The organism is Candidatus Fukatsuia endosymbiont of Tuberolachnus salignus (assembly GCF_964030845.1).
GTDB lineage: Bacteria > Pseudomonadota > Gammaproteobacteria > Enterobacterales > Enterobacteriaceae > Fukatsuia > Fukatsuia symbiotica.
On the sequence record NZ_OZ034983.1, the window covers coordinates 156,008 to 182,994 of the forward strand.

The 26,987-nt window shown below is 42.3% G+C and carries 25 protein-coding genes and 4 pseudogenes; 10 read left to right on the forward strand and 19 right to left on the reverse strand.

The window, feature by feature from the left end:
• Positions 1-3 precede the first annotated feature (3 nt).
• From AAHH42_RS00770 to AAHH42_RS00800, 7 genes are all read right to left on the reverse strand, one after another.
• Complete coding sequence (locus AAHH42_RS00770) at positions 4-252, reverse strand: hypothetical protein (RefSeq protein ID WP_342220947.1); 249 nt, start codon at positions 250-252, stop codon at positions 4-6.
• 229 nt (positions 253-481) lie between these two features.
• Positions 482-1,033: a hypothetical protein gene (locus tag AAHH42_RS00775; protein WP_119963698.1), complete on the reverse strand. Its 552-nt coding sequence runs from the start codon at positions 1,031-1,033 to the stop codon at positions 482-484.
• 122 nt (positions 1,034-1,155) lie between these two features.
• Complete coding sequence (locus tag AAHH42_RS00780) at positions 1,156-1,557, reverse strand: hypothetical protein (RefSeq protein WP_342221506.1); 402 nt, start codon at positions 1,555-1,557, stop codon at positions 1,156-1,158.
• Positions 1,558-1,711: 154 nt separating this feature from the next.
• On the reverse strand, positions 1,712-2,137 hold the full coding sequence (locus AAHH42_RS00785) for a hypothetical protein (RefSeq protein ID WP_342221507.1): 426 nt from the start codon (positions 2,135-2,137) through the stop codon (positions 1,712-1,714).
• A 245-nt stretch (positions 2,138-2,382) separates the two neighbouring features.
• Positions 2,383-3,231, reverse strand: a complete 849-nt coding sequence (locus AAHH42_RS00790) for an ATP-binding protein (protein WP_162920444.1) — start codon at positions 3,229-3,231, stop codon at positions 2,383-2,385.
• A gap of 5 nt (positions 3,232-3,236) precedes the next feature.
• Positions 3,237-4,034 carry a replication protein gene (locus AAHH42_RS00795; protein ID WP_119797621.1) on the reverse strand — a complete coding sequence of 266 codons (798 nt, stop codon included), beginning with the start codon at positions 4,032-4,034 and terminating at the stop codon, positions 3,237-3,239.
• A gap of 473 nt (positions 4,035-4,507) precedes the next feature.
• Positions 4,508-4,732, reverse strand: coding sequence for a transcriptional regulator (locus AAHH42_RS00800; protein ID WP_119797620.1), 225 nt, complete (start codon positions 4,730-4,732; stop codon positions 4,508-4,510).
• Positions 4,733-4,826: 94 nt separating this feature from the next.
• On the opposite strand from AAHH42_RS00800, the gene AAHH42_RS00805 reads away from it, so the two are divergent.
• Complete coding sequence (locus AAHH42_RS00805; RefSeq protein ID WP_119797619.1) at positions 4,827-5,198, forward strand: hypothetical protein; 372 nt, start codon at positions 4,827-4,829, stop codon at positions 5,196-5,198.
• 112 nt (positions 5,199-5,310) lie between these two features.
• On the opposite strand, the pseudogene AAHH42_RS00810 reads toward AAHH42_RS00805, so the two are convergent.
• From AAHH42_RS00810 to AAHH42_RS00820, 3 genes and pseudogenes are all read right to left on the reverse strand, one after another.
• Positions 5,311-5,514: pseudogene (locus AAHH42_RS00810) on the reverse strand (ATP-binding protein); the annotation flags it as partial.
• A gap of 20 nt (positions 5,515-5,534) precedes the next feature.
• A pseudogene (locus AAHH42_RS00815) lies at positions 5,535-6,558 on the reverse strand (IS630 family transposase); the annotation flags it as partial.
• 160 nt (positions 6,559-6,718) lie between these two features.
• Entirely contained in the window at positions 6,719-7,069 is a 351-nt protein-coding gene (locus tag AAHH42_RS00820) for an ATP-binding protein (RefSeq protein WP_119963701.1), read from the reverse strand.
• Between the two features lie 169 nt (positions 7,070-7,238).
• Here AAHH42_RS00820 and tnpA point away from each other — a divergent pair, with 169 nt between their 5' ends.
• Positions 7,239-7,670: an IS200/IS605 family transposase gene (gene tnpA, locus AAHH42_RS00825; RefSeq protein ID WP_119797021.1), complete on the forward strand. Its 432-nt coding sequence runs from the start codon at positions 7,239-7,241 to the stop codon at positions 7,668-7,670.
• Positions 7,671-7,722: 52 nt separating this feature from the next.
• Here the strand turns inward: tnpA and AAHH42_RS00830 are convergent.
• Positions 7,723-8,537, reverse strand: a protein-coding gene (locus AAHH42_RS00830; RefSeq protein ID WP_342221508.1) for an IS5 family transposase whose coding sequence is annotated in 2 segments (ribosomal slippage) — positions 7,723-8,150 and positions 8,150-8,537 — 816 coding nt in all. Because the reading frame shifts where the segments join, the coding sequence is not laid out codon by codon here.
• A gap of 653 nt (positions 8,538-9,190) precedes the next feature.
• Here AAHH42_RS00830 and AAHH42_RS00835 point away from each other — a divergent pair.
• From AAHH42_RS00835 to AAHH42_RS00850, 4 genes and pseudogenes are all read left to right on the forward strand, one after another.
• A pseudogene (locus AAHH42_RS00835) lies at positions 9,191-9,323 on the forward strand (regulator); the annotation flags it as partial.
• Positions 9,324-10,385: 1,062 nt separating this feature from the next.
• Complete coding sequence (locus AAHH42_RS00840; protein WP_072550539.1) at positions 10,386-10,655, forward strand: transcriptional regulator; 270 nt, start codon at positions 10,386-10,388, stop codon at positions 10,653-10,655.
• A gap of 234 nt (positions 10,656-10,889) precedes the next feature.
• Positions 10,890-11,612, forward strand: coding sequence for a helix-turn-helix transcriptional regulator (locus tag AAHH42_RS00845; RefSeq protein WP_342221509.1), 723 nt, complete (start codon positions 10,890-10,892; stop codon positions 11,610-11,612).
• Between the two features lie 1,674 nt (positions 11,613-13,286).
• Positions 13,287-13,538 (forward strand): pyocin activator PrtN family protein, encoded by a 252-nt coding sequence (locus AAHH42_RS00850; protein WP_072550536.1) that lies wholly within the window; start codon positions 13,287-13,289, stop codon positions 13,536-13,538.
• Between the two features lie 408 nt (positions 13,539-13,946).
• On the opposite strand, the gene AAHH42_RS00855 is transcribed toward AAHH42_RS00850, so the two are convergent.
• From AAHH42_RS00855 to AAHH42_RS00865, 3 genes and pseudogenes are all read right to left on the reverse strand, one after another.
• Complete coding sequence (locus tag AAHH42_RS00855; RefSeq protein ID WP_072550534.1) at positions 13,947-14,231, reverse strand: HigA family addiction module antitoxin; 285 nt, start codon at positions 14,229-14,231, stop codon at positions 13,947-13,949.
• Positions 14,231-14,521 (reverse strand): type II toxin-antitoxin system RelE/ParE family toxin, encoded by a 291-nt coding sequence (locus AAHH42_RS00860; protein ID WP_420866972.1) that lies wholly within the window; start codon positions 14,519-14,521, stop codon positions 14,231-14,233. Before AAHH42_RS00860 ends, AAHH42_RS00855 begins: the two co-directional genes overlap by 1 nt.
• Positions 14,522-15,020: 499 nt before the next feature.
• A pseudogene (locus AAHH42_RS00865) lies at positions 15,021-15,158 on the reverse strand (IS982 family transposase); the annotation flags it as partial.
• Between the two features lie 511 nt (positions 15,159-15,669).
• Here AAHH42_RS00865 and AAHH42_RS00870 point away from each other — a divergent pair.
• Positions 15,670-16,725: a hypothetical protein gene (locus AAHH42_RS00870; RefSeq protein WP_342221510.1), complete on the forward strand. Its 1,056-nt coding sequence runs from the start codon at positions 15,670-15,672 to the stop codon at positions 16,723-16,725.
• Between the two features lie 330 nt (positions 16,726-17,055).
• On the forward strand, positions 17,056-17,436 hold the full coding sequence (locus AAHH42_RS00875) for a VOC family protein (protein ID WP_072550532.1): 381 nt from the start codon (positions 17,056-17,058) through the stop codon (positions 17,434-17,436).
• A gap of 42 nt (positions 17,437-17,478) precedes the next feature.
• Here the strand turns inward: AAHH42_RS00875 and envZ are convergent, their stop codons facing one another.
• Together envZ and ompR are read right to left on the reverse strand one after the other, a co-directional pair.
• Entirely contained in the window at positions 17,479-18,810 is a 1,332-nt protein-coding gene (gene envZ, locus AAHH42_RS00880; RefSeq protein ID WP_342221511.1) for a two-component system sensor histidine kinase EnvZ, read from the reverse strand.
• A complete protein-coding gene (ompR, locus tag AAHH42_RS00885; protein ID WP_072550530.1) occupies positions 18,807-19,526 on the reverse strand; it encodes a two-component system response regulator OmpR in 720 nt (239 codons plus the stop codon). Before ompR ends, envZ begins: the two co-directional genes overlap by 4 nt.
• A gap of 313 nt (positions 19,527-19,839) precedes the next feature.
• Between ompR and yihA the strand changes: the two genes are divergently transcribed.
• Positions 19,840-20,460: a ribosome biogenesis GTP-binding protein YihA/YsxC gene (yihA, locus tag AAHH42_RS00890; RefSeq protein WP_072550528.1), complete on the forward strand. Its 621-nt coding sequence runs from the start codon at positions 19,840-19,842 to the stop codon at positions 20,458-20,460.
• Between the two features lie 32 nt (positions 20,461-20,492).
• Here yihA and polA read toward each other — a convergent pair whose 3' ends face one another.
• Entirely contained in the window at positions 20,493-23,294 is a 2,802-nt protein-coding gene (gene polA / locus AAHH42_RS00895) for a DNA polymerase I (protein ID WP_342221512.1), read from the reverse strand.
• Between the two features lie 557 nt (positions 23,295-23,851).
• Here polA and AAHH42_RS00900 point away from each other — a divergent pair.
• Positions 23,852-24,397: a hypothetical protein gene (locus AAHH42_RS00900; protein WP_072550526.1), complete on the forward strand. Its 546-nt coding sequence runs from the start codon at positions 23,852-23,854 to the stop codon at positions 24,395-24,397.
• Between the two features lie 158 nt (positions 24,398-24,555).
• Here the strand turns inward: AAHH42_RS00900 and dsbA are convergent, their stop codons facing one another.
• Positions 24,556-25,176 carry a thiol:disulfide interchange protein DsbA gene (gene dsbA / locus AAHH42_RS00905; RefSeq protein WP_072550544.1) on the reverse strand — a complete coding sequence of 207 codons (621 nt, stop codon included), beginning with the start codon at positions 25,174-25,176 and terminating at the stop codon, positions 24,556-24,558.
• 81 nt (positions 25,177-25,257) lie between these two features.
• Positions 25,258-26,946 (reverse strand): hypothetical protein, encoded by a 1,689-nt coding sequence (locus AAHH42_RS00910; RefSeq protein WP_072550525.1) that lies wholly within the window; start codon positions 26,944-26,946, stop codon positions 25,258-25,260.
• Positions 26,947-26,987 lie beyond the last annotated feature (41 nt).

Here is a 26,987-nt window from a genome sequence, read left to right on the forward strand (position 1 = left end):
GCATCACGGGTGTTCTAGATCAAACGACCGACACTCCGGGCAAAAATAGACCGCATTCATTGCAGACTCTGCGGGAAAGCGAGCCCAGAATATTTCCCAAAACGTCTCTGTAATGAAAAGATTATCTCCGCCAGTAAAGGCCTGATGCGTTTTCTGATAAGGCATGGCTAAGGCTTTAGCAACCTCTTTCAAGGTCTGCTTCACCATTTTGGTATGCGCTGTTTGATGTGAGTGACAGATATTTTTAGGCATAACACCTTAGCTGAACGAGTAACGGGACCGGCTAATAGATAACACCGTTTCTTCAAAAAAATCAAGAGATAACAGACTACTTCACGTCGCCGACCTTAGGAGGCAGCCTTGGTCAGTCCAAGAAAGAATCTGATCGTTGGTGTTCATAGGATGAATTACCCTGGTGATGAAATGAATAGGAAGACATTGATTTATTACCCCTCAGAGAGAACACCTGCAGTGAAGCGTATTAACGCATTTCTATCGTGGAATGTTTATTATCTTCATGATGTATCGACGAATCTTTAGCACGAGAGCCCGCCGAAGAGCCATGAAAATACGCCATCGCACCTATCCATACGGTGGAGAGTGCGCTGACGATGGCGATAATCAATTCTTTGTTTTCAGTAGGCACCCGATGGATAAATAAGTAGTACAACGCACTTAATATGCCAAGTGTTAGCAGATAAGCGAGTAGCGCTGGAGTGATATCCCTTTTTCCTGCCTGAGCTAATGTGGTTTCACGCTGCCGTGCATTTTCTCTCTCCTTTAGCTGCGTTTCTGATTCCATAAGTTGAATACGCTGTAGCTCAATTTCATGGTTCGATTGTATTTCGATTAATTTGAGGTGAGCCTGCGGATCAGACTCTATCCGTTGTATTAACTCCTCTGAGCTATCGATATTGCCCCCCCATTTGGAGGCAATGATTGATCCTATTGCGGCACCCGCAGATCCTCCCAAGGCGCTCCCCAATAATGGCGCGGCTTTTGCTACTACTTGTCCTAGCGCTTCTAGGCTCATACGTAAACCCTCTTTATAATCGGCATTGAGATAATCCTGTTTTATCCACGCTTTCCCCTTTCAGATTTGATATTGACTGGTTATAGCGAAAATCGTCGTGCCAATAATGTGACTTACAGCGATCACGCTAAAATTTGAGTGATAATTTTTATCTCATCAATCTTTGTGCTAGAAATAAACAGGATGGTTCCCAATCCACATAAAATAAGAAAATACTTTCTCAGCAAGGCCAACAACTGAGAGCGCCTCACCTCTTCTACCCTTTTTTGCCAAAGGGTCGTCTCTATCTCTTTTAGCGTGATACGCATCGTCTCGATCTTAGCCTGGGTGGACATGATGGTTTTTTGGATAGCAGTGATATCCGATAGTATTTTTAGATGTGCTTCTGACAGTTCAGCTAGCTTCATTTGTCCGGGGTCTTGTAGTTCCATCGTTTGCAGATCCGTGTTCAACGCATTAATCTGGCGGACTGCCGCCTTTATTTGATTGGCGTGCTGATGCACAATATCAGTGAGTTCGTTCATGTAAGCACGACTTAGCAGTAGTGGGGAAACGTTTTTTAAGTCAAGTTGAACGAAAAAAAGCCCGCTTAAGCGGGCTTTTTAAATGCAGTAGTAACAGAATAGAGAATTTATACCCGATTTGTATTGACAACACAAATAGAAAATTAAAAAAACATCAGTCTTTTTCAAGACGGCCACTTAAGCGACCTAATAACCATTGGTGAGCCATATCCACATAATTTTTGAACTGAGTGTGAGAAATGGCCAATTTTTTGGCTTTGTAGCGTAAGGAGCCTCGGTTGAAATAATGACATCGTAATACCTGTACCATCACAGGATTTTGTTGGGCCATCGCGTTGACCAAACGTTCTATCTCTTCAGCGGCGGCATGGATGGGCAGCGGTTTAAGCCCTGGACGGCGAAACACATTCCCTTCCGTCATAACGCGGTATTCAATGGAACAAGAGGGATAACCTAAACCCGAAAAATTCCCTCGGCTATACCATTCAGCCCATTGATACAAGCGTTCTTCGAGATAATGGATAAAATTATTGGTATTCATGAGGGTAATATCCATAGCAGCATGCGTTTTCTTTGGCACGGTATGACCTTGACGGGAAACCCGCGTCAAACAGGGCATGAAAAAAAGTCAAGGGATTGTCGACGGCAAAATAGGTAGAGACCTATGCTATCGTAGAGCTGTGAGTTCAAATTCAGTGGGACACGTTAAATCCATGTCTTTAAGTTCCTCTTCTAGTACTACAGCCGTAGTTAACAGTTGTTGCTGACATGGTGTTGTATTCACTCTCTGCCGATACGCTCTGCATTCGTGTTTAATGGCCGTCACTAAGCCACTATTGATCGATAACTGTCCCAGGTAAACGCCAGTGTGCAGCCCCCGCCCTCATTCATCCGATCCATCACCCGTTCACCCATGAACTGAGCTAAGGCTTCTTTTGGCAGATTACTGAGTAAAATGGTTGGTTTCATCCCTTCGTATCGGCTATTGATGATGTCAAACAAGATAATTTTTTCTGTGTCAGAGCCAAATTGAACGCCTATTTCATCGATGATTAACAGGTCTGGTAAGGTGTGCATCCGCAGCACCTCGGCCTCTGTCATCTGAGACGGCTTAGCCCAGGTTGACTTATATACTCGCACCAGGTGCAGAGCTGAAGTGAACAATGCCGATGCCTGGTAGGTAGTGATAACATGCTGAGCAATGGCCAGCGCTAAGTGGTTTTTACCTGTGCCGGGCTTGCCACACATCACTATCCCCCCGCCTTGTTTGAGTCGTTCAGGCCACTGATTGACGTAAGATTGGCATACTTTCAGACAGTGCGCGGCCTCTTGATTGATGGGCTCAAAATTATTCAATGTAGCTGACTGAAAACGTGGGGGCAGATTCAAGCCCTGCATCAAGCGGATAATCTGTTGCTCAGAGAGACGTTTATTGTTTTCCTGCTGAGCTTGCCTAAGCGCCGTGATTTTATCTCGGATACAGTCTGGGCAGGCTGAATGCCTGGCGACACAGCTAATCACATTGAACTCCCGAATACGTTGTTCATAAGACCCATGTTTTTTACAGTGGGCCTCCTGGGTAAACACGATGGTGTTGGGGATGGCCATCGGCGGTTGCTCAAGGGTGAGGAGATGCTTTTCCAGGCCAGTGATTTCTTCCTGATAGTCCAGCATGATTATCACTCCATCCAAGCCGGTATATCCGAGACACCATAGTGTTTTTCATTAAAATTTTCAGTCATCCGTTGGGATACAGAACGCGGTTTAACGCCGAACTTCACTGCGTTTCTGAGCCAGGTGTTTAAGGCGGCATCCCAATCTTTGAACTTTGACCCTTTCGAGGCGTGGTAATCCACAAACGCAGCAAATTCACTGAGCAGGTTGACGCCCAGTGCATTGGCCAACGCGGTGTGTTTTTCAGAAGGAGTAAACCCTGAGGGTTGTTGCGTGGCTTTGTTAATTTTTTTGGCAACGTTTTTTGGTATTGCAGGCACAATCTTTGTATTGTCTTTTTTGTCTTTTGTAATAATGTCTTTTGTATGCCCGTGAAACTGCGACAAGTTTTTCATGGTTTCTGTGACAACTTTTGTCATGGTTTTTCTGACACTGTCAGACTTCCTATGACATTCACGGATGTCCCATTCTGATAGCACTTTATTGATGCCAATCCGGTTACCATCCATCAACAAAACATGCATCCGTAGTAATGAATTTTTTGCAAAATTTACCGCCTGACGCGACAGATTTGTTTTCTCTGCGATTTGACTGTCAGATATTCGATCAGATTTTTTATTAAAACCGTAAGTTTTTCGAATAATCGTATGAATCACTTTCAACTCATTGCGATTTAAATCGACAAAGTTGACCTGTTCGTACAGCTCATTAGCCAAACGGGTATAACCATTATCGGTATCAGCCACGAGACGCTCTTCACGAGCCGACTGTGGGCCAAAATTGATATAAGCGATATTACTCATAGTGATTTCCATAAAGTTTTTGCTGTATAAGGCATTCCTCCACAAAACGTTTTTGTGTTGTCGAGGATAACGCTCCTGCCGGGTCAAGAGTGCGTAAAAAAATCATCACGAATGATTTCCTGCTTCGTTCTCAACTCATAATCAATTCATTGAGTAACTCGTTGTTTAGGCCGACTACCTTGGCACCAACATTAACAAACAGGGTTAAATCCAGTCCGCAACACTCTTCCATCATATGCAGTGCCTTCTCTGTGGTGATATAGCAGGGGCGACATAACATGATGGCGTTTATTTATAAAAAAAGTTTTATATCAATATATTAATGTGAATTACTACAATCAATTTATATGGCCTCTGCTATATGACGGTATCCATTAAGTAGTCTTTCCCTTGTTGGTTAAAGTGTGTAACGTTCATTCACCAGGGAAAAGGCCATCTGGGTTATTAAAGTTCAATATGGTTGGTATCTTGGGTTAGGCCACTTGTAATTCAGGCCATATTGAAACCCAATCAATACGTAAATCACGACGAGTAACAGTGCCTTCGGTAATCAGTTCTATCTCAACACACCTTGCCGGTGAAATTGATGCAGTTCCAGAAGCCATTTGCGATAAAAATGAAGGAGATACCCTTAACTTTTTCGCAAATACTTTATGTCCACCAGGCTCAAGGGAGTCTAGATATTCCTTTAGTCTCATTCATACCTCCTTAAATCGACGCTATTAGTTTATTCAAAAATAAACTAATAGTAAAGTATTTGATTGTTTAGCAATAACTAAAGATAATCCATTTATGGAAATGAAAGAAATTCGGCGACAACGCTTAAAAAAATGGTTTGAAAATCGTCCTTTGCCTCAGAGGGAGAAGAGTTATTTCTCTCAAATAATCAATGGGAAAGCGTCTTTTGGTGAAAGAGCAGCAAGACGGATAGAGCGTGCTTATGGTATGGAGTATGGTTACCTTGATATGCATATAGACACAAATCAATGCGCTAATAGTCCGGTTGTTTTGTCTCAGCGACAAAAAATACTACTCGACATGTTTGATGGTTTACCAAAAATAGAACAGCAAAGATTTTTACAGGAAATTACTGATAGAAAGAACGAAATTGATCAACTTGTTGACGAAATGATGGAAAAATATGGGCTGAATAAAAGAGCTTAGCAAGATCATCGTTGTAATGTTGAAAAGCATTTACTGTAGACACAAAAAATGTATGACGTCAATTACTTTGGCTGCCCGTTTTTTGGTTATGCAATAAGGTGTTTTCGGTTGTTTATTGCGTTTTTTTGCGATAGCTTTCTCCCTGTGGTTCAAAGATATAAGCATGATGCACCCATCTATCTACAGCGGCGACGGTCATCAGCTTGTCGCTGAAAACCGCTTCCCAAGCACTGAATGGCTGATTGGCGGTGACAACCAGGCTAGCACGCTCATAACGGCAGGCGATGAGTTCGAGCAGAACGCTGGTTTCTGTGTTGTCTCATTTATACCCATCCAACTTGAAGGTACGGGGTGGAAGGTTTGAAAATTATCGTTAATTCTACCTCTGAGAAAGGGAGCAATTTTTGCCAATGTACTATCGAAAGATTCGGCTATAGCGTCACGAAACTCTTTGGCGGAAGAGAAAAATCGATTGTTTCTGACTTGTTCATTCATCACCTTCCATAAACGCTCTATGGGATTAAGATTGGGGCTATAAGGAGGTAAATAATGGAGCATGATACCCTTCTCTAATGCGGCGTCTTTGACTCGCTGACTGCAATGATAGCCAGAATTATCTAAAATGGTGTGTATCTTTTGTGCATCAGGATAAGCGGTTTTGAGCTGTTCAAAAAAAGCGACGGTGGTGTCTGAATTCACCTGCTCAGGACGGGCACTGACAACCTTCATTGTGCTCAATTCTATAGCCCCCATGACATTAACCCGTGTTTTTCCCCCGTTTTGACCAGCAGCTTATCTTTGCCTTTCCTTATCCAACCGCAGACCACTTTGGTGGCCATCGTTGGATGGGCTGAATCGATAAAAACAAGGGGTTCATGCTCAGGAACGCTATCTAGCAAAGAGAAATAAGATGTGATAAACGCTTCTTGCTGAGCAACATCCACTTTAGCCGGAGTCGCTTTGGGCTGCTTATAGCTAAAATAATGCGCTTTCAGCCATTTGGTCATGCCAGATACGGTGTAACAGATGCCAAATTGGGTTTCCACATAAGCACAGATATCTATGACGCGATAAGTCATGCTTTCAATGTGTTTTTCAAGCAAGGAAGCTTCATGCACGCTCAACTTACTATACGAGCCGCCATTTTCAGGCTTTAATTTTTCGTCTGAGAGCCAATCCGTTACAGGTTGCCTCACTGTTTCTTCATGAATACGTAATGCTTGGGCAATCGCTTTGGTATTCCAGTCTTCATTTTCAACAACACAGCTTTGATTCTATCTCGAACACGGCCATCGTGTCCGTAACGATGAAGGCGCTCCAAATCTTGTTTTTGAGAGACTGTCAGTGGGTTTATCTTCATGCCCTCATTTTCAATCTATTTGAGAAAATTTTCCAGTGGTTTTGATGGCGATGAGTATAACATACCTAAGAGCGTCTATCATCCGCACCCGGTAACGATCAAGTTTCATCAGCATCTGATTCAGTTTTAATGCTTTTTTGGCAACCTGTAATTCCTGAACTCATGCGGTAGCACTGTAAAACCTGGCACGTATTCCCTGACGAACGTTCCCGTCGACAATCGCGGCTGCCAGAGGCGTTCTGCCCACCCTGCTCGGCCCAAAAAGCAGCACATTATGGCACTCATCTAGCCAGTCACTGCTGTTGCACAATGGCCCCACTTGTGCTCCGTTGAGTGAGGGGAATACCTGCAGGCTGAAGCTGTGCAACGTTTTGCCTGTGGGTAATTTTGACTCCTGCAGATAGCGTTTAAGCCGCGCTGTCTCACGGTGAGTGAGTTCCAACTCACATAACGTGGTGAGAAAATGAGACGGGGGCCAGCCTTCTACCAACGTGTGACACTCGGTTTTCATTAGACCTCTTCGGAAACTCTGATTTATCTAATTTCCATGTTATAAATTGCTGCAATCAGATTAAATAAAATTAGGTAATCCCCCGGCTTTGCCGGGGGACTCCGTAAGGTTTGACCGTGTGGTGCGGTCACCCGAATCTTCTATCTCGACCAAGAGATAGGAAATTCAAATGAAAGATTACCAGAGTCTTAGCCATACGAAATGGGATTGTAAGTATCACATTGTTTTTATCCCGAAAGGCCGTAAAAAAACAATATTTGGTGAAATTAGAAAGCATCTCGGTGAGATGTTTCACGAGTTAGCAAGTCAGAAGGAATGCAAAATTATTGAAGGACATTTGATGATTGATCATATCCATATTTGCATAAGTATTCCGCCGAAATATTCAGTGTCATATGTAATGGGTTATCTAAAAGGAAAAAGTGCAATCTCAATCGTACGACGGTTTATGGGTAAAGTCCGGAATTATAGTGGTGAGAATTTTTGGGCTAGAGGTTACTTTGTATCTACAGTGGGTTTGAACGAAGAGCTGATACGAGCTTACATTCGATACCAAGAAAAACAAGACAATCATTATGAACAATTGAAGCTTAGGATGTAATGACCGCCTTCAGGCGGTTCAAGGTTTGTTGGCCTCTTCTAGGGGCTAATAATTAAAGCCCCCGGCTTTGCCGGGGGATATTTACTCGTAATCCAAAACGTTTTCGCCTGTTTCGATAACGATCTGATACGATTTTAAATCGTTTAATCATACCAATGACATTTTCGTTTAATACACGCTGGCTTGATAACTCACGATTGTTGCGTTTATCTTCTTTTGTTAAGGGATTTTTCTTTGTCTTTTTCTTAGGCAACGCCGAGTTTGAATGGATCTTGCCAAGCCCTTGGTAACCTGTATCTGTCACTGTTTTGATTTCAGGATGTATTCGCACGCCAGACTCTTTGAACAACCTAAAATCATGACGCCTCCCATGAGTAAAGCTTGTACAGATGACTGCTTTGCTTTTTTTATCGACGATCACTTGGGTTTTTAAGGTGGGTCGTTTCTTTTTTCCTGAGTAAAACTGCTTTTGTTTTTTTTGGGACGTTCAATCGGCGTTTCTGTGGCATCAATAAGAACGAGCTCATACTCCCTATCACTTTTTAATAAAGCTTTGCGTCCAGGGAGTGCAAAATCAGGATGCTTTATTAGCGTATTTTCTATCCATTTAATCGTTTCATAGCAGGTGCTCTCACTCACCCCATCGCTTCGGCTAACATGAAAATAAGTGCGATATTCCCGTAGATACTCAAGGGCCATTAATGAGCGATCTTCTAAACCCAGCTTGGGTTTCCGACCTCCTTTCCCTTGCTTACATTTATCTGCTTCATTCAATATCTTTATCATCTTTTCAAATGTACTGCGTTTAACTCCGGTTAAGCGCCGAAATTTTTCCTCTTCCAATACCTTTATTTGTTCATATTTCATGGGGGCTCCTTGTTCAGGAGATTTTTACCAACATTCCTACATGAATGCTATAGCAGGCGCCGTATCAGTTGATTATGAAAATCAGAAATAACATATTGATATTAATTAATATTTATTAACAAAAGTGATCACGTTACATGGCGCCTGCTATAGTTTCCGAAGAGGTCTATTGCCTACTGTTTTGAGTCTGATGATTTACATCTACAAATAACATTAAAAATATATAAATTAGTCAACTAGTTAATTAAATAATAATTTTTATTTACTATTAACTTGACTAATGGTTTATTATTTTATAAATTAATACTATCAATACAGCGGCCAAGGAAGGGAGAAAATAAAATGCGAGAAAAAGGGAAGATATAGTCAAAAAAATAACATATTAACAACTTTAGTGGACTCTGATGTAAACCGCTTACACGGATGCTCTTTAACATTTTGAACTCTCACTTTAACCGGTAAGACCAGAACCCGATGGTTTTGGGATGAGGTGAAGGCGCGGGCTGACGCGTACGTAAATTCAGCCGTGGTTTAATTTTCTATACGTAATGAATGCACCCTTGTCAGATGTAAGAACTGAACACCTCAGTGACAACATGCAGGATATCAGTACCTGCCATCTCATCCCTAATCCACTGAATTGGAGTTGTTTTATGGTAACCATAATCTGGAAGCCCTCTAAGGGCCCCGCAAAAAGTCGCTACAAAGCTCGTCGGGCTGTTTTAGTCGCTCAGCGCCGTAAAGATAGGGCGGTTAGCACGTAAAATTGAACTGGCACTCATGGGTGGCAAAAAGCATATATTCAATAGACTTGTTGCCTAATAGTATATTGATGTTTATTAAGCAACAGTGGGCGTCATAGAAGGGCCTCTAAGCGATTTTTTCGCACGAGGTAATGCAAAACGCACCCCTAAAAATGCCTAAAAAATGTTCGCTTATTTATTAGGCAACAAGTCTAATGCATTACCATTTCCTTCTCTACGTGATTATTAGCAAGGAGATAGCCTAAACAATCGCTTGCTCCCTGATGTATGGTTGTATCACAACACAGACAACAGAAAAAGCAACGTTACGGCACGTTAATAGGGGAGAATGAATGATGGAAAAAATCATCGATGAGTGTGACCATCTCACCTTAGGAAAATCAGCAATTTCAATATATTTTAAAAATTTATAGGGTATCAAATACAAGTTGTGTCATAGCGAAGTCCTTCTTCAGCTCAGAGTTTTAATTCATTATATTGACGAAAGTATTAACTGTGGGCTATATATCACCAGGCACCTGCAAAATCAGGTGTAGGGATTTGCACCCCAGATATCTAACAAGGCGCATGCATGCCGCGCCAGACGTGGTTTTTTTGTGCGTAAATCCTGCACACCATCTGAAATGGTGGGTTGGATGGGGGAGTCGAAAGGCTCGCCGGGGCCTTGTTAGCCGGTAGTGCAAACCCTGTTCAGCTCACCGCCATTAAGTAGAGTTTTGCACCTCTAAGCGGTGATTATCCTAACCTAACAAGGAAATCATCATGACGTTACTCTTACTTTTCACAATTAATCGGTGTCCAAGGCGACGAGGACTTCATTAAATTTTCACCTGTTTTTCAGCAAAAAGGCACCGAACGCTTGTACACACTCTACCAAAAGGAACATTGCATTGAAAAACAACGAAGCGGGTAGCCTACCACAAAAAATCTTCTGTACCACAACATAACTCAACAACGGAGAAGAATGATAACCTAGAAAATAGCTCAATCAGTGACGGCGACGTACAAAATTTTAAATAGCGCTAACAGAGGCGGTTCCAGCCACCCCTGTCAGCTAACCACCACAACCTTATGGGAGGCTGTAATGGCTACTTTCGATATTACTCAATTTCCCGAATTACGGGAAGTCTTTCCTGAATTAACTCCAGCCCAATTTGAAACAGGATTACTTTTTTCATTAGGCGTGTCTCAAAAAAACATTGCTTTGTTACGTTCAGTATCATACCCCGTGGTAAAAAAAACGTTAGCTCAGGCAAAGAGCAAATTTGAGCCCTATTCACTCTATGGTCTTTTCACTGTGTTTCATGTACGTCTTGTACTCTTCGCATTACAGGAATGTAAACAGCGCGAATAGAAACGGTAGCGCCCTTATCACAAAAAAGAGAATAAAGATAGACTCCTCAGAGGAGTCTAGTAACCTTCATCTTTTTCATTAACATTCACTCTCACTAAGTAATTCACCCTATCCATTTGAGGAGGTCATTGTGATGAATGAATCCATTGTTGTTGACATAATATTATGGGTAGCCGGCCTACTATTTTGTTTAACTTTGATAACGTGGATTATCCATGAAGCCGTTCCTAAAAAATGAGAACGGATAATAACGCACAATATACGACGGATGAGATATCAAAACAGCTTATATTGCTGTGCGAAAATAGCGCTGATCCCTGGGGCATTAAAGATAATGAATCACGCTACTTGTATGCTAATAAAGCCTGGTTTGAACTATTGAATCTTCCCGCTAATTTTAGCCTCAAAGGTCGGTTGGGCAGTGATATCCCGCACCTTACCGCAAAGTTTGCCTGTTATTTTCAGGAGCATGACCGCCAAGTCCGTGAAACGCAACAAAGTCTCTCTTCACTGGATATTTATCCCTATGGGCGTAAGCAAATAGTTCAACCTTATATTTGTGAAAAATCCCCGCTTTATAATGAAGCGGGGAAATGTATAGGGATTATTTTCCATAGCAGAAAATGCGCTTTCTTTTCTGCGTTGCAATGCATTAATGGAGAGCTACCTCATTTACCGGTTTTTCATCCAACAAAAAAATTGTTTTCTAAAAAAGAACTTGAGGTGATATTTTTTGCTTTATATTCTCTGAGTGCTAAAGAGATAGCCAAAAAACTACATCTTTCTCACCGAACCATAGAAAACACATTACAAAAAATATATCGAAAAGCAGGAATCCATTTTTTAAATCAATTAATCACATTTTGCAAAACAAAAGGTTTAGATAACTACATCCCACCCCAATTTCTCCCTATAGGTAGTCAACCGATTGGCTTGGGTGTTAAAAGCCTATCCTAAAGGTGGGTATTGGATAGTCTCGATCAAAGAAGTGGGTAACCTCCAATTCAATTTGAAGCTCCGAACTACTCAGCAACAACGGCGTGAGCAATCTCTCGTGGATGAGTAACCGCTTCAAAAATACCTTGAGCGCCTATAGACAATTGACTTTACCGATCAAGAAAAGCGGCCAATCAAAAAAACATTGGGACGAACAGCTTACCCATGAAAAACCGTTGTATCGCATCATAACTCAATGGAGAAATGAAATGACCCGCAAATAGTTCAATTGGAAACGGCGAGGCAATCGCCTTCAACATTAATTAATTTTAGATAGCGCTAACAGAAGATGGCGCAGACCACCCCTGTCAGCTAACCACCACAACCTTACCGAGAGGCTGCTATGGCTGCTTTCGATATTACTCAATTTTCCGAATTGCGGGAAGTCTTTCCTGAATTAACCCTCCGTCCAATTTGAAACCGCAATGCTTTTTGTGTTGGGAATATCCCAGAAAGACATCGCAGTGTTGCGGTCAGTGTCATACCCCACAGTAAAAAAGTCGCTTTTTCAGGCAAAGAGCAAATTTGAGCCATATTCACTCTAGCGTCTTTCTACTGTGTTCCATATACGTTTTGTACTTTTCTCATTACAGAGGTAAGTCCACGCCAATAAAACGACAGCATTTTTATCATGAAATACACACCACTCACTTTGGGAGGGCATTGCGATGAATGAATCCATCCATTGTTGTTGACGTAGTGTTATGGGTATAGTCGGCTACTATTTTATTTAGTTGTGGTGACATGGGTGATTCACGAGAATCGTGCCTGAAACACCAACGTCAAGTACAAAAGAATATCCAACAGAGTCAGTTTTCGGATGGGGTTATGTGCTATTGATCATAAAACAACACCAGGGAATCAATGCGCTTACCCCATCCCAAAATTGACTCATCGGATAAATCCATTAACCTTGTTGTTCAATAAGCAGTTAGCCATTGTTAGGCAACAAACTCACGCGCTAAAAAATATACTTTTGTTATTTAGCGACATGTTTATGATTTTAAAGGCCACTCGCTTTCAAAAAACTGACTCCGGTCGGCTTTTTGAATACCTAAATTCTGACGTTAGAAATGGAAAAAATCATTGATGAAGGTGATCATCTATTCACACCATAACAAGTGATTGCATGGCACTGCCAAAGGTTCAATATTTTTATAATTTAAAAGGCCACTCATTTTCAAAAAACCAACTCCGGTCGGCTTTTTAAACACCTAAATTTTAACATCAGAAATGGAAAAAATTATCGATGAAGATGATCATCTATTCACACCATAACAGGTGATCGAATGACACCAGCTGCCAGCAATTGTATGAACCGCCAACACAACCCCCCATTTTTACAAATGTATCTTTCCTCGCCTGCTGTCCGTAATGATGCGCTGTGCAATGGCGTAACTGGAGCAAAAAATAGCAAATAAACGTGGGGTAGTGCTTGAGCGCATAGACAATGGTGATTCTCTGGTTCTCATTGAAGTTCATGTATTTAATTGACAGCCTTGCGGAGGCCATAGAAGTTATCGCCTTAGTCATCGAAAACACCGTAAATGAGTGGGTATAAGGAACCTAAAGATTCGAAAAGTAAAGTACAAAACATTTTTACTCGAAGCAGTAAAAAATGAGGAGGTTTGCAAAATGAATACTATGTTTCTGTTAATGGCTGAATTCGAAACATCAACAATCCCACTTTCCAGTATTGCTGAGCGCTATCTTGGCATGAAACCATCTACCGCGGATAAGAAAGCCGGCGCCGGTGATCTGCCAATACCTACTTTTCGCATGGGAAATACACAAAAAGCGCCTAGAATGGTACACGTTAATGATTTAGCAGCTTTTATTGACAAACGCAGAAAAGAAGCCAAAAAAGAATTTGAACACTGTAAATAAAATAACAATGTGATTTTTAACACCAATCAGTACACCATAACCATTTAATATATTAATTTTATTATTAATCAGTCCAAGCCAATCGAGCATAGGCGCGACGGAAAAACGGTTAGCGGGGTATTTTGGCGCGGGGCTGCTGTTATCACTGCTTTGGTACGGGTGGGTGGGGGCTTTATTTTCGTGCATTTTTAGTCATTCTATTGTATTTCTAGTTTCTCAGTACACTTTCGTATTGACGCTTTTACTGACTCACGATCCCCGGTAACGTCCCAAAAGCAGTGATATACCCTTCACCTTTGATGCCGCCGCGTTGTTGGCTGCGGGTGCGCGCCGAATCACGTAGTATGTCTACGCTCATCGGTCTTACACCCTGGCCGCCTAGCGGCAACTTCAAAGACGAAGGGTATATCAGGCAAAAGCCAGTTTGTGCAAATGGCTGATGTCTGTTTTTTGTCTGGCTTCATGCAAACTGTAATTTGTCTGTATTTTTAACCAGGTTTCAGGGGTGCTGCCAACAACGGCTGACAGTCTCAATGCCATTTCCGGCGTGACTGTGGTTTGACCAGATAGTAACCGACTGGCCGTTGACGGTGCTATATCCATTGCTTTTGCGAACTGTCGGAGACTCACATGCATGTCTTCCAGCGTTTCTGCAATAATTTCGCCAGGGTAGGCAGGGTTAGCCATTCTCATTAGTGATAATCCTCCAAGTTGAGAATTTTTGCATCACCATCAATAAATCTGAAAGTAATACACCAGTTACCGGAAACACTAATTGACCAGATGTCTTTACGATCACCGTTAAGCTGATGCAGATCGTAGCCAGGCATGTCGATTCCGTCTGTGCAGCTAGCGGCGTCAATTACGGTAAGCCGTGTTTTTATACGGTTAACCAATTTCTGCTCAATGCCACTACTATCGTCTTTGAGGAAAAACTTTTTCAACCCCTTATGCTCAAAGCTTTTTATCATGACATTATCCATGTTCCTCAATATGGAACAGTATAGCATATGTTCCATATTGAGGAACACTTTTTGAGGTTAGGCTTGGTAACAAATTGATAGGAGCTTACAGTAAGCAGTACACCAATGGTACACCATAAAAACATAACCTATTGATTATTATTTCCAGTAAATCCAATCCAGCATCGGTGCTACAGAGAAACGCCCTGAAGGGTAACCCTGCCTTAGCGCGCTCCCGTCAGGGGAAGGTGCTGCGGTTGTACTCTCTTTATTCTCGTGCATGTAAAGTCTTTTTCGTGTATTTTTTTATCAGCACCCCATACAGCATTCCTAATACATGGGGTGCTGAACAAGGAAAAATTAAAATGCGGCGCATTGTAGCATAGAAAAGTGCCTGCGAATGATGCAGGGTGCGTTGTCATTGTGCCCTGAAACTTACTCAACCTGAATTCGGGATAAGCCGCCTATTTTATAACGTGACGATGTTTGAACAATTCAGTGCCAATTCAGAGGTTAGACGAATACTGAGTAGTTCGGAAAGAGAACTGGCACGGATACGCTGCTTGGACCCATCCGTTAGGAGCTTTGCATTGAGTAGTGGCTCAAATTTTTTGCAAAAATCATCCATTAAGCAATAAAGTTCGGTAATATCGTTCATGCGTGTCTCGCTATTTCGTGATGAATAATGTCCGCAAACATCATTATCTTGAAGTACGAGGCACTTATCTATTCTTGAGCAAAAAATTAGAGAAAATAAACGTCAATTCCTTATCCCGAACTCAGGTTATGTAGAACTGAAGTAATATCCTCGTAGACAATCCATTCAGCTTACGAGAGCCATTAAGTATAAAATCATCTCTTTATTATTCATTTTATTAATGATTTTTTACAAAAAAACACATAAGATTACTATACATTGCTTACTATTTTGTCAATGGTTACTTAACATTTTCCTAACACTTACCAAGTGGTAATGACACTCATGCTACTTGAATGTACTGGTTTTGTCTTTTAGCGGCTTCTCGTTGATTTTTAAAAACATTTTTGCAAGAGTATCACTATAAGACATGTCGGCTTAGTGTGAAACGCCATTTAACCGATATGGGTATAATGGTTTGTCATCAATTTTGGTTCATTAAAGCACGATCGTTATATAGGATGGAGGCAGCATGACAACAACTTCTCATTGTTCAAGTCTATTGAGCGATAGTTTAGGAGGGGGTTTCAAGTTAAACGACAGGAGAATCGGGACAATAATGGAAGCCGCTTCGGGTAACGAAGCCGCAAAAATGGGATTGATCGATACAATTATTGATAAATTTTTCAGAAACGGAGCCAAAAGAGAGCGTATTATAGCACTATACGAACAACTGGCCGTGCCTGATTTATGCCCGTCAAATGAACGCACGCCAATAATAATGGCATACAAATTTAATAAATTACGGGAGATGGCCGATGAAGAGCATCGACATCATTTTCAGATTCGAATTAATCAGAACATGGGACAACAAGAAACCTGGTCATATTCTCTTCACGCTGAAGAATATACAATTTTTCAATCTGAGCCATTAGATTATCGTTATGAAAATTATTACAATGAAGTATGTACCTTAAAAATATGTAACGATTTTGACGATGATCTCTATGAATTTAGAGAAGTTTTATCACAAAGTGCACTTACCGAGTCACGGATTCAAACAATGTCAGATGATGAATCCGTGAGAGAAGAAATTCGCGAAAAACTTGATGACCCTAGATACGCTAAAGAGCAATTTTCACATCTATCTGGTGCTGAAGGTAATAGTACGTTCTTTGCACATTTTACAAGTGGTAAACTTGAATTATCAAATCGAGGTAACGAAACTGGTGAATTCCGTGGGAATCTTTTGAAAAATAAAATAGAAGGCAAAGACTCTAAGTATCAAAATTTAAGAGAGCTATGTAGTTGTGGTTTTATGACTAAAGATGACAGCCGTCTTGTTTATGTTTCTGCGCCACACAGAACTCATTTGAATAATTACATTGATGAGGATAATTCTATTCTTGTAAATATCCAGCGTATTTTACAGAATAAAAGGGTAGGAAATTCTGCTCTTGTAAATATCCGGCATATTTTACAGAATAAAAAGGTAGGAGAAACTAACCTATATGATTTATTCGAACTGAATTTGCCAGAAGGGCCTATTAACATCGACATGGCATGTCTTATAGAAGGCGCCATGTAACGTGATCGATTTTGTTAATAAATATCTCGATTGACAAGGAAGCTAAGCCATGCTAACCGGTCACTTCGGTGGTGCCAGTACTGAAGCCATTTTTCGATATGGAAAGATAATTTCCTCATTGAAATTAAAATAATTTTAAATCAATGAGTTGTTTTTTTAGGCATAATTATTGGAGACTTGGCTTAGGTTTCTTGCTAATCAGGAGATTTTTTGACAAATCTGATCCTTCATAGTATTTTCCGGCTCCGTTCAAGTCTCTGTACTGCTATTTTCCTAGCGATAGGGGGAGACTGAATTTCTTGATCTAAATCGAAGTAACATGAGGAATATATGGTAACGGTGTCCCCTAAACCCAACCTGCAGCTTGTCTACGTCTCTGATATCGAACGTTCGACAGTATTCTACAAAACAATTTTTAATTCGGAGCCCGTGTTTTCGAGTCCGCGCTATGTGGCATTTGCTGCCGTCGACAGTGGTAAAGCACTGTTTGCCATTTGGACGGGTGGAACAACCCCAGATGCTGCTATTCCTCGATTCTCTGAGATCGGCATTATGTTGCCTTCTAACGAAGAGGTAGATCACCTCTTTGAAGAATGGCAAAAGAACCCCCATATTAAGATCGTGAAGAAACCCTACATTGAAGTCTTTGGTCGTACTTTTCTCGTTGAAGACCCTGACGGTCATATTATTCGAGTATCTCCGTTGGATTAAGTCGATTGTGACTTTTTATTTTTAATTTATTGATTTTTATGGTTAATAAAATCCTTCCGCTTTCGGAATATAAGCACGAATACGTAAACCTCCAAGCTCACTTACACCAATATCGAGCACGCCGGCATGAGAGTTAACAATCCTCTGCACAATCGACAGCCCTAATCCAGTACCGCTGGTGGTACGAGCGCTATTCCCACGGACAAAAGGTTGCAGCAGATGTTGTAGCTCTTCGGGTTTGATACCAGGACCATCATCTTCAACTTGGAACCAGACGCGTTGTAATTCATCACCACTGCTGACCTTTATCCAACCGTTACCATAGTTCGCTGCGTTGGTCATCATATTTGCCAAAGCACGTTTGATGGATAACGGATCCACATTGACTATCAATTCGTCATCTGATAACCCGCTTTCAATCACTCGCTCGTAACCGCTTTCGGCGGCAATGACTTCACCGAGAATTGGATTGAGATCGACCGTTTCTGCCAATATTTCCTGTCCAGTACGCAGATAGTCGATAAACTGTTCAATGATGGCGCTGCATTCTTCTATATCTTTATTAATGGATTCAGAAAGATAAGCATCTTGCTTACTCATCATTTCTGTTGCCAGTCGGATACGAGTTAAAGGAGTACGTAGATCGTGACTGACTCCTGCCATTAATAATGTTCGGTCATCTGATAATAATTTAACGTCTGCTGCCATTTGGTTAAAGGATCGGGTAACTGAACGCACTTCTGACGCACCGTACTCGCGTAATGGGGGAGGGATCATCCCTTTGCCTACCTGAAATGCGGCGTGCTCTAATTCTACCAATGGGCGATTTTGCAAGCGGATAAATAACCAGGCACCGCCTACCGCGAGTAAGACAATGGCTAATGTATAGCGGAAAAGGGGTGAAAAATCGCCCTGATGTATCTCAGTTAAGGGCACCCGAACCCAGATGTCGGGTGATAACCATGTTTTCAGCCAGACAACGGGAGAATCCTGATTGACTTCAACCCGCACATCCGTTGGGCCACCTAATTGTTGAGCCATTTGTTCGCTAAGAAATTTGTAGTATCGTGCCCAACGTAGACCATTTTCCTCCGCTGCGGCATTGGTATAGAGAGAAATGCCTAATTCACGGTAGATTTCGCGTCGAAAAGCCTCTGGAACTTCGATTAGCATACCATCTTCCAATTGCAGCCGATCGGTCATCAGCATACGGACTTCATAAGCCAGTACTTTATTGAACTGCTGCAAACTAGGCAGAATGGCGAAGTTGAGCACTACCCAATAAGTGGTCACTAAACTGACAAGCAACAGGGTAACAATTAGTAACAAAGTACGCGTAAATGAACTACGCGGAGAAAGGCACCATCGCATCATGCTTTACTACCGTCTGGTACAAATACGTAGCCCAAACCCCAAACGGTCTGAATGTAACGCGGGTGCGCTGGATCTTCTTCTATCATACGGCGTAGGCGCGAGATTTGTACGTCAATCGAACGTTCCATCGCACTGTATTCACGTCCTCGAGCGAAATTCATCAACTTATCACGGGATAACGGTTCCTTTTGATAGCTGACTAGCGCTTTTAGCACAGCGAACTCACCGCTGGTCAACGGCATGGGTTCATCCTCACGAAACATTTCACGGGTGCCGAGATTCAGTTTGAACTTACCAAAGGTGATGACGGCTTCCTCTTGTGAGGGCGCGCCCGGTAATTCATTCGCTTGACGGCGTAATACGGCGCGGATACGAGCGAGTAGCTCACGTGGATTAAAAGGTTTGGGTATATAATCATCTGCTCCTATTTCCAGACCGACGATACGATCAACTTCCTCGCTCTTAGCCGTGACCATAATGATGGGCATGGGATTACTTTGACTGCGCAAACGGCGACAGATAGACAAGCCATCTTCCCCGGGTAGCATTAAATCAAGGACGAGTAGATGGAATGATTCCCGAGTTAGCAAGCGATCCATTTGTTCAGCATTGGCGACACTGCGAACCTGGAAACCTTGCTCAGTTAGGTAGCGTTCTAAAAGCGCTCGCAGGCGCATATCATCATCGACAACGAGTATTTTATGGTTCTCTTGCATTTTTTATTTCCAAAAGCTCATGGCGCTGGCAAGCGCGTTGTTAGAGTAAGTAAAGCATATCTAACAAATAACCATTTATACTATATGTCGCAAACTAAATTGTTACAAAAATTATTGTTTTGCTTGACTATCAATAGCCAGAGTGTAAGAACCTGTTTCCAATCTTTTTCACTGTGCTCAGATGAGGAAAAAATGGGCGAAAAAGCGCAGTGACTCTTTGTATGTAACAAAAGGAAAAAGATAAACTCACTCTTTTCCTTTCGACACCGTTATAATCGCGGGGTGTCAGTGTCTATTAAGGGAAACAAAAATTTTGACTATCAAAAAACACGATTATCATAAGACCCACTTCATCACCAGTGCGCCGGATATCCGCTACCTTCCCGCTGGTGAAGGTATTGAGATTGCATTTGCAGGTCGTTCTAATGCGGGTAAATCCAGTGCACTCAATACATTAACCAATCAAAAAAGCTTAGCGAGAACCAGTAAAACACCGGGGCGGACACAATTGATCAATTTATTCGGCGTCATTGATGGCGCTCGTCTGGTTGATCTACCCGGTTATGGTTACGCCGAAGTGCCGGAAGAAATAAAAAATAAATGGCAACGTGCATTGAATGAATATCTACAGAACCGTCATTGTCTAAAAGGATTAGTCATACTCATGGATATTCGTCATCCGCTGAAAGCGTTGGATCAACAAATGATTACTTGGGCGGTTGCTGTTGGCATTCCAATTTTGTTGCTGCTTACTAAAGCAGACAAATTGGCTTCAAGTGCGGCTAATACTCAACTTAATATGGTACGTGAAGCTATACTCCCCTTTATGGGAGATATTCAGGTGGAAAATTTCTCGTCACCGAAAAAAATAGGTGTCGACAAATTACGAGAAAAATTAGACGGTTGGTTTAATAAGCTCCCTCTAGGCGAATAAACTTCTTGCAAATATTATCTACAACAATTTCACTAATGTGCTTGGTCCCAATTATCGCCGACCCCGATATCAACTTGTAAAGGTACCCTCAGCTGTATGCTTTGTTCTTCCATTAGAGCACGGATCTTTGGCTGCACCTCATCCAAATCACGTTCATCGATTTCAAATACCAGTTCATCATGTACTTGCATAATCATCTGTACCCGTAGTTCGGTCTCTTGTTGTAACCAGGTATCGATCTTAATCATCGCACGTTTAATAATATCAGCGGCGCTGCCCTGCATCGGGGCATTAATCGCTTCACGCTCGGCGGCTTTACGTCGCATAACATGACGCGATTGAATATCCGGCAAATAGAGACGTCGACCCTCCAAGGTGGTGACGTAACCCTGTTCGGCGGCCTGTTTACGGGTGCGTTCCATATAGTCCATTACCCCGGGATAACGTTCAAAATACAGATCCATATATTTTTGTGCTTTAGCACGTGTTATGCCTAATTGACGCGCCAGCCCAAACGCGCTCATGCCATAAATCAAGCCAAAATTAATCGCTTTGGCACTGCGACGTTGATCAAAGGTGACGTTATCTAACGGCACAGCAAACACCTCAGCAGCAGTAGCACAGTGAATATCTTTACCGGCAGCGAAAGCGTTTAGCAATCCTGGATCCTGAGAAAGATGCGCCATAATACGCAGTTCGATCTGGGAATAATCCGCCGCTAAAATACGATAGTCAGGTGCCGCAATAAATGCTTGACGAATACGTCGCCCTTCTTCATTCCGTATCGGAATATTTTGCAGATTTGGATCACGAGAGGATAAACGCCCAGTCACCGTGACAGCCTGATGATATGAGGTATGGATTCGACCTGAAAGCCGATTAATCATCAACGGGAGCTTATCGGTATAGGTTGTTTTCAACTTTGCCAGCCCACGGTATTCCAATAGCACCTTGGGTAACGGATAATCTAACGCCAGTTCTGCGAGTACTTCTTCATCCGTTGAAGGTGCGCCACGTGGCGTTTTTTTCCGTATGGGAAGTTTTTGTTTTTCATAAAGAATAACCTGCAATTGCTTAGGTGATGCCAGATTAAAAGATTCTCCTGCCAAAAGATGAGCTTGTGTTTCCAAATCAGCCAGGCGAATGGTCAGCTCTTTAGAATGCTCCGCCAGAATAGACGGGTCGATCAATACGCCTGTACGTTCGATACGTGATAATACCGCTAATAATGGCATTTCAATATCCTGAAATACCCGCATCAAGGCGTTACTTTGTTGTAATTGTGGCCACAGGATCCAATGAAGCTGGAGTGTCACATCTGCATCTTCCGCAGCATAAGGCACGGCCTGTTCTAGGGCAATCTGGTTAAAGGTCAGTTGTTTTTTACCTTTGCCAGCAATGTCTTCAAAGGTGATGGTTTTATGATGTAAATAGCGTTCAGCCAAACTATCCATGTCATGACGATCGGTACTGTCCAAGATATAAGATTCGAGCATGGTATCAAACGTGATCCCTTTTAGATCAATATCATAGTTAGCCAGAATACTTTTGTCGAATTTAAGATTTTGCCCTACTTTACGCACTTGCTCATTTTCTAATAATGGTTTTAGCATGTTTAAAACCTGATCGCGATCTAGCTGATCGGGTGCGCCGAGATAGTCATGCGCTAATGGCAAATACGCCGCTTCACCTGCCGCAATGGCAAAAGAAAGACCGATTAAATTAGCGCCAAGTATATCCAGACCATCGGTTTCGGTGTCAAAAGCAAAGAGATCCGCTTGACTAAGACGATCGATCCAAGCAGACAATGTTTGTGTATCCAAAATTGTCTGATAGTTTTCTTGTGAGAGTTGATGCGTTACCCGCGGTGTAGTCACTAGGGCATGATTCTCTGTCGATGAAGATTGATTAATTTTTACCGTTGGTTGATCTTTTTTATCGCTCAACCAGTTGCCAGATTCCAGCTCAACCAGCCAACGTTTAAACTCATAGCGAGACAAAAGTTGGTGCAGTTTATCGACATCTGGGGGCGTGATCTGCAACTCATCACAGGTGATATCGAGCTTAACATCAGTTTTGATCGTCGCTAATTGATAGGATAAATAAGCCAGCTCTTTATTTTGCTGCAATTTTGCAGCCAGGGTTTTAGCGCCACGGAAAGTCAGGGTAGCGATTTTGTCCAAATCGCCAAATAACGTATCCAGGCCCCCCATTCCTTGCAACAAGGCTTGTGCAGTTTTCTCTCCAACACCCGGTACGCCCGGTATGTTATCGGAGGAATCGCCCATCAATGCGAGAAAATCAATCATTAACTCTGGTGGCACACCGTATTTATCGCAGACTTCCTGTGGCCCCAAGAGCGTATTATTCATGGTATTAATCAGGGTAATATTTGGTGTGACAAGCTGTGCCATATCTTTATCACCGGTACTGATTAAAACAGCATGACCTGCTTTTTCTGCCTGTTGTGCCAAGGTTCCGATGACATCATCAGCCTCAACACCAGGCTCTACGAGCAAAGGCAATCCCATCGCCTGCATCAGGTTATGTAAGGGTTCGATTTGTGAGCGTAAATCATCGGGCATCGGAGGGCGATGAGATTTATACTGGGCGAAAAGTGTATCACGGAAAGTTTTACCTTTGGCATCGAACACCACAGCGATATGACTCGGATTATATTGCAACAATAAGCTGCGCAACATATTCATCACCCCATAGATCGCCCCCGTTGGTTCTTTGTTTGCGTTGCTCAGAGGGGGAAACGCATGGTAAGCCCGATAGAGATACGAAGAGCCATCAACCAGGATTAAAGGATTTACTTTAACTTGTACCATAAAATTGTTTTATCTTTATTTTGTAAGAGCTGTTCGAAACTGTCATATAAGCATGCCACAACTCGCGGCAGGAGACGAACTTTCGTTACCTTTTTTATGAAAAAGAGAGCGTTATCGCATCAAAATCCTGGTGTTATAAACTGTGCATAAGTTTGTGAGTAAAAAATGCTTTTGGCGACATGATAAGCGAGTAATAGCTATTCATGACATATTATTATGATAATAATCATCATGTTATAATTAAAATTTATCTAACATATAGTTATTGATTTTTTATTTTAACTGTGGATATTATTTCGCGGGCGTTGCATATTAGCTGAATAATTGCAAGCCCCTCCTCCATTTAGAATCACATTTTTCTAGGAAATAAAACCGAGGATAGGTTGATGATGCAGTGGTGTTTGTGCTAGCTGTTGCCAGGGCCGTGGGTGTTACATTTTGACGTAATTTTTTTGATTTCAGGCCTGAATTATTCAAAATGGAACGAATGGGATTGATGTCAACTTTTTTATACTTTATTGTTCTTAACATATAAATATAAAGTTAAGGATAAAGTAATGGGTGGATGTTTAGGCACAGCACGATCAGGATCGAGGGTGCCGGTAGAAAACTTGTCTTCCGCTCCTCCCCAGGAGCATCAGAGGAGAGCAGTAGTAGGTTTAGGTAATACTCATCATGAGCCCAACCGTGTTTCCCCCAGCAATGAAATGCGTGGAAGTGTGACTCGGGGCGTTGGGAGCAACCCGCCTCCGGATGTTAACGTATCCGCACCAAACACTCCACAGCGACTGCTAAGTACAGAACCACCGATAGAGGCATCAGATGAAGGCGTAGCCCCTGCAGTTTATACACCGCTCTCAGGCAATACAACACCAAAAGAAACAACATGGATGGAGCGCTTAGGCTCAAAAATGAGGAGCTTCGGCACATGGATAAAGAAAAACCCTCTTGTCGCTGTTTCGGGAGCCATCGGTCTTGCGTGGGGAGCTGTCGCGTTCACTTTTGCGCTTCCTGTGGTAGCGATAGTACTCACGGTTACATTGCCAATATTATGTGGTGGTGGTGCCTACGTTTACCATTGGCTTGACCGCGATGATAGTTAAGATTACATTCGCAGGATGACGGAGAGAATACGTATTTGATTAGAGGTGCTGGCTTCAGCGTACAGACTAGACTGCTAGCAACCAGTATCAATCCCACCCAAGTTACCATAAGAACCCTGTACCTTGGGTGGGAAAATAAAATATAACCAAAAATCCTATCATTGCTTCAGTAAGAATTTCACCACATCGGCATATTGCTTGGCATAAGCCTCTTTTGAACTGGTATCGATACCTTCATTTTTAATCATGTATCTGCCCTTGACGAACATCGTAGGGACGCCCTTCAGATTAAAATCTGTCGCTGCTTTTTCTTGCTGTGCAATCAGTGCTTTTACCACGAAGCTGTTAAGCGCACTGTCGTAATCCTCTCCCTTAACACCTGCCTGGATAAAAATTTTACGAATATCCGCTGCTTTTTTAATGGTTTGTGTTTTTTGTACCGCTGCAAACATCAAAGGTGCAATTTTATCTTCTACACCTAGCGCGACGGCAACCGCCCAGGCTCGAGTTAGCTCATGGCCCATTGCACCACCGAATGAAACATGGTAACGCGCCATTTTAACACCTTTCGGTAACGCCGCTTTTATCGTTTTAGCTACCTGGTACTCTGTATCAAACTGATAACAGTGGGGGCAATAAAAAGAGAAAAATTCTAATACCTGCGAATCGGTAATGACCTGTTTATCGAGCGTTTCATATTGCTTATCCTCTTGAAATGGCGTCGCGGAAACAGTGAATGCCATCATCATACCTAGCAGTAAGAAGCCCATTTTTTTTATACACATACAGCAGTCATCTCCATTATTTTAACGTTAATATTTAAGCGATTGTTGCAATACCAAAGTTGATTTTTTTCCGTGCTAACCTCCGCTCTGTGGTGTCAATTGATAACTGTGCTTTCCTTGACGATCTTCGACCTGTAAAGAACCTTGTACCACCGATTTTAAAGGGACTCCAGCGGCGAGACTGCCGTTGAGTTTTAATTTCAACTCACCGATACCTTGCTGTGCTAAGGTTGGCCATCCCCAGTTTTGTAAAATATTCAGTTCGACCGAACGCCCCGTCAATTCGAGTGAGAAAAGCCGATCGGGAGTTTGCCCGATATTAGCCGTTGCTTCCAGTAACCCATCTTTGGTAAAAGCACTCAGATCGTGCAGATCGATGTGCTGATTATTAGCAGTGAATTCTAACGCAAGGTGCCGCATATCCGTTTCATTAAAGGTGGCATCACTGGCATTGAGTTTTAATTTTCCTGCCCATATTCCCCATTGATGGTTCTGCGCGAGCAGCAGGTTAGTGCCAAAACCGTCTAACGAGGTGATTTGAAAAGGGAAATCAGGCGAAGTATCCATCAACAAATTGCGATTAACCATGAGTTTGCTGATATAAATCTCAGACAACCAATGTGGCAGTGTTTGTTGCCAGCGTTGTTGCCAATCTGTCGGTAAGTTGTAAACCAACGATGCTATCGTTAGATCGTCAAGCTGTAGACGATGGTTGTTGCGCTGCCAGCTCCCTTGGCCTGTGATCAAGCCATCTTGCCAACGGGTTGAAAATTGGTTGATAGTGACCTTGTTAGTTGATAATGCCAACGTCATAACAGGATCAACCAGGTGCATGTCACCCCTGATAATATCAGCCGCGTTCAGAGTTAGTTCACCGTTATCACTTTGCCAGTTTCCCTGATTTAATTTTATGTTTTTGAGTGTTAAATCGAGATCACTCAGTGCCCAATTGTGCCCCTCTAAACGCGCATTGATCAGATCAAAATGGGTGATGGTCAGCAGTGGTAACTGAATCAACTTTTGCCACACATCATCCACTGTTTGCGTGGTTTGTAGTCCAATATTGCTTAATTGTAATTGGTTAATTTTCCAGCTACCATCGTCAGAACGGCTTGCACTTCCCGTCATTTCACCTTTGGCGACACTGGCACCAAAATTACTTAGCGTTAGTACTTTATTTTGTATTTCTCCTTGTACAAAAATCCGTTCAGCGGGAATACCGTTAATATTCAGCGAATTGGCACTCAGCTGAAATTGACTGTTTTCCCCTAACGGATGGCCTATCTGTGGCTGCCAAGGCTTGAATCCCGCATTGACCTGTTGGCCTGCAATCTGCCATTGACCTACATGGGTTATCAAGGTCATATTATTTAGCTGCAATGAATCAGCTTGGAACGGTAACACCGGCAGTGCATTATCAAAAGTGAGTGTGCCGTTTTTAAGTAGCACTCTGTTAAGCTGTCCAATAGAGAAATGGCGTAAGTGGATAAATTGCCGCCACTTTAGATCGATGACGATGTGCTGTGCATTCAGCACGGTTTTTTTATCCCGTGTGGTGAGAGCAACATCATTAAAACTGAGTTGCCAAGGTCGTGCCCAAGCATGCTCGATTTTTTTTAGCGAGAGACGATATGAACTATTGTCACTGATCCAACGACCGATCCAACCCGCAGCCCAACTTGTTTGTAGCAGGAAGTAACATGACACCATAGAAAATATCAATAGCAGTAATAGCGTCAGTAATACTTTTCCAATCAATTTCATTTGATCAAGTCCAAGCGTTTCAATATGGCCCCCTTTATGCC